This window comes from Armatimonas sp., assembly GCF_964826245.1.
This window is the reverse complement of the sequence record NZ_CBAYMC010000270.1, coordinates 1-5,343: the sequence shown is the minus strand read 5'-3', so window position 1 is coordinate 5,343 and position 5,343 is coordinate 1. Positions and strand designations below refer to the sequence as shown.

7 protein-coding genes and 1 riboswitch are annotated in these 5,343 nt (G+C 57.4%); of the genes, 3 read left to right on the top strand and 4 right to left on the bottom strand.

The features are described 5' to 3' along the window. Window positions 1-180: 180 nt before the first annotated feature. On the top strand, window positions 181-444 hold the full coding sequence (locus tag AC1XOS_RS19315; RefSeq protein ID WP_481963852.1) for a hypothetical protein: 264 nt from the start codon (window positions 181-183) through the stop codon (window positions 442-444). On the opposite strand, the gene AC1XOS_RS19310 is transcribed toward AC1XOS_RS19315, so the two are convergent. Continuing rightward, entirely contained in the window at window positions 441-1,115 is a 675-nt protein-coding gene (locus AC1XOS_RS19310; protein WP_481963851.1) for an RNA polymerase sigma factor, read from the bottom strand. The two genes, AC1XOS_RS19315 and AC1XOS_RS19310, sit on opposite strands and share 4 nt — an antisense overlap. Window positions 1,116-1,173: 58 nt before the next feature. Further along, window positions 1,174-2,061, bottom strand: a complete 888-nt coding sequence (locus AC1XOS_RS19305; RefSeq protein WP_481963850.1) for a DUF1559 family PulG-like putative transporter — start codon at window positions 2,059-2,061, stop codon at window positions 1,174-1,176. 117 nt (window positions 2,062-2,178) lie between these two features. Between AC1XOS_RS19305 and AC1XOS_RS19300 the strand changes: the two genes are divergently transcribed. Continuing rightward, window positions 2,179-2,739 (top strand): phosphonate degradation HD-domain oxygenase, encoded by a 561-nt coding sequence (locus AC1XOS_RS19300; RefSeq protein ID WP_481963849.1) that lies wholly within the window; start codon window positions 2,179-2,181, stop codon window positions 2,737-2,739. On the opposite strand, the gene AC1XOS_RS19295 is transcribed toward AC1XOS_RS19300, so the two are convergent. Beyond that, window positions 2,736-3,161, bottom strand: coding sequence for a hypothetical protein (locus tag AC1XOS_RS19295; RefSeq protein WP_481963848.1), 426 nt, complete (start codon window positions 3,159-3,161; stop codon window positions 2,736-2,738). The two genes, AC1XOS_RS19300 and AC1XOS_RS19295, sit on opposite strands and share 4 nt — an antisense overlap. A 162-nt stretch (window positions 3,162-3,323) precedes the next feature. Continuing rightward, window positions 3,324-3,441, top strand: a riboswitch (TPP riboswitch). Between the two features lie 54 nt (window positions 3,442-3,495). Between AC1XOS_RS19295 and AC1XOS_RS19290 the strand changes: the two genes are divergently transcribed. Beyond that, a complete protein-coding gene (locus AC1XOS_RS19290) occupies window positions 3,496-4,272 on the top strand; it encodes a DUF1559 family PulG-like putative transporter (protein ID WP_481963847.1) in 777 nt (258 codons plus the stop codon). A 241-nt stretch (window positions 4,273-4,513) separates the two neighbouring features. Here the strand turns inward: AC1XOS_RS19290 and AC1XOS_RS19285 are convergent, their stop codons facing one another. Continuing rightward, on the bottom strand, window positions 4,514-5,185 hold the full coding sequence (locus AC1XOS_RS19285) for an HAD hydrolase-like protein (protein WP_481963846.1): 672 nt from the start codon (window positions 5,183-5,185) through the stop codon (window positions 4,514-4,516). Between the last annotated feature and the right edge of the window lie 158 nt (window positions 5,186-5,343).

Here is a 5,343-nt window from a genome sequence, read left to right as displayed (position 1 = left end):
AGGTCTGTAAGTCTCGATGCCACATCAATCATTTTGCCCTTCGTGCTCGCCTCTATCGAGAAGCCCTCAGTGCTGCTTTTTCGGGTTGGCAGGAGCTACGCCAATCGGGGCTAGCTCCAGCTATCACACTGTGACTGCGTAAGGTGAGTAAATTATGTAAAATGGCAGAGGGAGGTTGAAATGAAAAATTTCATGATTGTTGCCGTCGCTCTGCTGAGCTGCACTGCGTTTGCGTTTGCACAAGGGACGACCAAGAAACTGGCTGAGCCGAAGTGTTGCAAAGGCATGAAGTGTAAGCATGTGATGGGTGAGGACAAGCACCATAAGTGCAATAAGTTCTGCCACAGCAAGATGCAGAAAAAAGGCGAGTGCTGCAAGGGTTACAATACCCCCAAGCCAGCCGCTAAGCCCAAGGCACCTACGACAAAAAAGAAAGTCGGCTAGTCAGACTCGTCTTCAAGGAGCGCTTTAAAAGTCTCGTCCGTCTCTGCCAGAGTGCGGAGGCGGGCGACGGCTCGCTGGGCGCGTTTCTTGGAGGCTTCTTCGTGAATCCCAAGCCACGCTGCGATCTCCTGATGCTCCCAGCCGTAGACGGAGCTGAGGATCAGGGGCGCGGCGTTTTCATTTCCGAGCTGCTGACGAACGCGTTGCATTAGCTCGTTGCTACAGAGCTGCTCCACGGGTGAGGGAGCAGACTCGATGAGGCCCTCAATGGCTCGTGTGATCCGATCTCCACTCTCGGTTAAAGGCTCCTGCCGGTAGCTCTGGGTGCTTTTCAGGCGCAGCTTGCTCTGAACAATCTGCCGTGCGACGCGGCGAAGGCAGCTGGTGCGTAGATCCGGCGATGAGGAGCGGCGCAGCTTCAGCCAGACCTCGGTGATAATGTCGTCGCGCTCCATTCCTGCCAGAGCGCCGCAGAACCCATCCACCGCCGTACCGATCCGCTCACGAACGAGAACAAAGAGCTGCTCCTCGACAAGGCAGCGATCCGCCTCACTCAGCGACGGATCGCGTAGCAGACAAAGCAGCTCCTCTTCACTACGGGCGCGCGACGAAAGCCCGAGCGGTCGCCCAAGCGCCCGCCAGAAGAACCCCGTGAGTGTTTTCTGCCGCATCTGTCCCATTCTACGTTGTTAACGACAGTTGCGGGGACAGTGTGACAGAGCGGTGGGGTTAGTTGCTCGTCTCGGTCTCCGGGTAGGTGTAGATGCCCATACGGCGGTACTCCTCCGTGATCACAGTCTGGGACTTGACCGTGCCTGTTGCGGTTAGCCAGTTTGGGTCTTTTGTCCACTTGGCATGACCGTCACAGAAGGCCCAGGTGCGCCCCCCGGAGTGGCGCTGACCTTTTTCCCAGCGTCCCGTTCCCAGAGTCGCGACATTGGTATTGATTCCGTAGCCTGGCGCGATGTACCAGCCTGCAAAGGTGCCGCCTGCTGCAAGCTGCGCGGAGCCCACATCGGTCACATAGGCCAGGTTCGCCGGGGCGGCATAGCTGCTTATCGGGCGCATCTTACCACCATTCGTTCCCGCTAGTGTAGGAGTTCCGTAAGCAGCGCTCAGAAAATAGTTGCCGGCATAGCTTAGAGGAAGCACTTTGGTCATGGCATTGGCCACGTTGCGCATCCCGGCGTAGGCACCAGGGACATTCATCTGGACAAGCTGCTGCTCAAAGCAGTTGGAGCCTAGCTTGCCCCAGCCACCCTTGTCGGGATCACTTGGGCAGACTAAAATACCGTAGTTTTTCTGGTAGGGCATCACGGCAAGCGGAAAGGCATAGACACCGGAGAAGAAGTTGTCGGTGGCGGTCTGTGGGGGCTCACCCGCAGGGGAGCAGGGGCCTTGCCAGCCAGTCTCAGGCATGATCTCGTCGTAGTCTTGGGCGTACATCATGGCCCCAAGGCCAAGCTGCTTGAGGTTGGAGAGACAAGATGCCTGCCGCGCTTTGGCACGGGCCTGTGCAAAGACGGGGAAGAGAATGGCGGCCAGAATCGCGATGATTGCAATAACGACGAGAAGTTCAATCAGCGTAAAGCCAGTTGATTTGTGGTTCTGTTTCATAGAGAAAATTCCTTTCGCTATCATTCTCCCTGTCTAGGCCCGGGTCTTGATTAACGGGAGGTTATTTTCACGTTAAGAGAGTGCAAAGAAGAAGGGAACTGTAGTATGCTAGGGAGGATGAACGAGCTAGCTCAGACGCCCCAGAGCGTCGTTGCCAAGATTATGGAGTGCTTTGCCCTGCGGGGAGACCAGCACTACGGTGAAGAGGTTACCGAGCGGGAGCATGCACTGCAGTGTGCTTACTTTGCGGCGCAAGCCGGGGAGCCCGAGGGCTTGGTGGTGGCGTGTCTGCTCCATGATATGGGGCACTTGCTCCATGACTTGGGAGAGGATATTGCCGAAAAAGGCATAGATGCCCAGCACGAAGAGCACGGCGCACGCTGGCTTGCGAAGCACTTTCCCCCCGAGATCGTCGAGCCTGTGCGTCTTCATGTCGCGGCCAAGCGCTATCTCTGTGCCCGTCAGCCTGGGTACCACGACTCTCTCTCGGAAGCATCGCAGCGTAGCCTGGCACTTCAGGGCGGGGTGATGAGCGAGGGGGAGGCGCAGGAGTTTGAGGGAGATCCTCATGCCGACTGGGCCGTGCGCCTCCGCCGCTATGATGACGAAGGGAAAGTGACGGCGCTGGTAACTCCCTCGTTGGAGAGCTACCGAGCGCTGCTAGAAGCCCAGATCTAGGATGTTTTGGTGGCAGTTTTCCGTCGCGTCGTCGTGGCCTTCACGGGAGCTGCTACTGCGCTCTCCAAGCTGGCCTCTGTGGGAGCGGGTGGGATGGGCTTGGACTTTACCACGGCGGGTTTCTTTGTCACAATTGGCTTGCCGTGAACCACTTTCTGGAGAACCTCGTAGGCTTTTTTGTTGCGCTCTTTAAGCTGGCGGGTCTCTTTTCGAACCTCGGGCAGGAGCGTGGCAATAGCGGCGAGGTGCTCCTCCAGTGCCTTGGTCTTGGTCTCCAGGGTCTCCATCGCGTCGCGGTAGGCATCGAGCTCGACTTGTGCGGCATCTAGTAGCTCGGGTGCAACACCGCTGAGCACGGACAGAGTTCCGCCTGCGCGGGTTAAGATGGCACCCGTTTCCGAGAGAGTGTCTTTTGATGACAAGAGTGAGTTCCTCCAATTAGGATGAGATTGCGTTGGATTCAGTATCTCGGTCTCTTGGAAAAAAAGCAAGGATTTTCCAAAAGATTTAACATTAAGTTTACAATTAAGGTGATTTTTCATGATTGATTTTGCTCCTATGACAGGATGGGATATACTGCGTGCTGAAACCGCTGGGGGAGCCTGAGTCGTATAAGAGCGATGTTGGGCTGAGAGGGCAATTTTGCCGACCCCAGAACCTGATCCGGTTCGTACCGGCGTAGGGAAGCGGAAGCGTGCTTGCTTGTTTTCTTTGCTACGGGCACGTCTCTTTCTTCTCGATGCTGAGGAGAAAACTATGAAACATGCGTTTACGCTCATCGAACTCCTCGTTGTCATCGCGATTATTGCGATTCTGGCAGCGATTCTCTTTCCCGTTTTTGCCCAAGCCCGTGAGAGCGCCCGGCAGACGACTTGCCTCTCGAACATGCGGCATATTGGCCTTGCCCTCCAGATGTACCGCCAGGACTACGAGGAGACACTCCCGATTTTCTATGCCTACAACACCCAGCCCGCCGCGGATGTTGCCGGGCATCTTGGGGTCGAGGTGCTCTTGCAGCCCTATACCAAGAGCCGCGACATCTTCCGCTGTCCTGATGACTCCGGTGGCCCCGTGCCACAGAGCGTACCCAGTGGCGTTGACTACGGCGGCTGCTCGGACCTGCCGGGAAAGAGCCGCTCGTATAGAGATTGCTATGGCAGCTCGTATCGCTTCACCCGTGGGGCACTCTCGGTGATCTCGGGGGTCTCGAAGCAGAACAATGTTCTTTGTGAGCCGAGCAATGACTACTGTCTGCCATCGGGGCCGATCTCCGATGCGGCTTTCCAGGCTCCTGCTGAGACCTATATTATGCGGGAGGAGATGCTCCCTTGGTTTGGTGGCGACCGAGATCCGAGTGGCGCAAAGTACGGCTACTTCCCGGACTACTACAAGCAGTGGCACCCGCGTGGAGGGAGCTTTGTCTTTGCCGATGGCCACGTGAAGTTTGTGGTGAGCGCGGGGCAGTTCGACAGGCTCTTCTGCTCACCCAGCGCGACTCAGAGCTTCGGCAATAGCGGCTGGGCCTGTGACTAAGCTCCACTTCGCTCTCGTAGCTTAGGCTGTGCTGTGAAAAAAGAAAAGCTGCGGGCTAAGCTTTGCCCGCAGCTCCTCACTTTCGTGAGGGTAGTAATGTCTCATCATACGCCTCATCACAAACGCGACTAGTCCAGCCAGGGGTAGGAATCATGGCTACCCGGGCCGCCAGTCGCAACTCGTAATGTCTTGTACAGCTCCTAGGATAGTCTCTTCTTATGCAGACTGTATCAAGACAAGATTAAATTCCCCAAAGTGCAGGGAGCTTGGTGATATTGCTGAGCAGGTGGGTGTGCGGGTGTGGGGCAAGCTCTGCCTCCGTGTGGGAGCCCTCACAGACCCCGATTACCCAGCCGCAGTTTGCCGCCGTGCCCTCGAAAAGATCGGAGGGCGTGTCGCCGACTTTTGCGACACTTGCCGCCGACGCAATCCCAAAGCGTGCCATCAGGGCCAGTACCATGTCCGGGTGGGGGCGTCCACGGGGCACTTCGTCGCTGGTGACCGAGCCATCCAGCAGCAAGCGCCAGCCGAGGCGCTCGATAATCACATCGGCGATGTCGCGTGAGAAGCCGGTGTCCAGCGCGACTTTGATACCTTCACTGCGTAGCGTCACAAAGACCAGCGACGCGCCCTCGATCTCGCGGACACTGGGGTTGGTTTTATAGTGGGCGATCATGCGCTCCACGAAGTAGGCATGGATCTCTTGGACGCGGCTCTCGCTGCCACTGATCAGAAGCTGGCGGATGGCATCGGGCTTGGGATAGCCCATGACGGCGTTGACCTGCTCATGCGTGACCGCCACCCCCGCGCTGGCAAGCGCGTCCCGCAGGCAGCGGTGCACGGGGTTGCCCGCGTCGTGGACCGTCGTTCCAGCCATCTCAAAGATTACCAGCTCAGGTTTCTGTTTGCTCATCCGAGTTCCTCCACGACGTCTTCTGCCAGCCCGAAGCTCAGGGTCATCCCCGCACCACCGACTCCCGTCACGAGCGTCACATGTTCATCGGGGTGGGCAATCCACCAGGGTTGCGTCTTGTGTTTCAAGTAAAAACCATGCCAGCGCGAGGCGATCTG

Excerpts from the sequence above, each read along its gene's own strand:
- AC1XOS_RS19315 (WP_481963852.1), top strand. The coding sequence starts at position 181 with ATGAAAAATTTCATGATTGTTGCCGTCGCTCTGCTGAGCTGCACTGCG.
- AC1XOS_RS19310 (WP_481963851.1), bottom strand. The coding sequence starts at position 1,115 with ATGCGGCAGAAAACACTCACGGGGTTCTTCTGGCGGGCGCTTGGGCGA.
- AC1XOS_RS19305 (WP_481963850.1), bottom strand. The coding sequence starts at position 2,061 with ATGAAACAGAACCACAAATCAACTGGCTTTACGCTGATTGAACTTCTC.
- AC1XOS_RS19300 (WP_481963849.1), top strand. The coding sequence starts at position 2,179 with ATGAACGAGCTAGCTCAGACGCCCCAGAGCGTCGTTGCCAAGATTATG.
- AC1XOS_RS19290 (WP_481963847.1), top strand. The coding sequence starts at position 3,496 with ATGAAACATGCGTTTACGCTCATCGAACTCCTCGTTGTCATCGCGATT.
- AC1XOS_RS19285 (WP_481963846.1), bottom strand. The coding sequence starts at position 5,185 with ATGAGCAAACAGAAACCTGAGCTGGTAATCTTTGAGATGGCTGGAACG.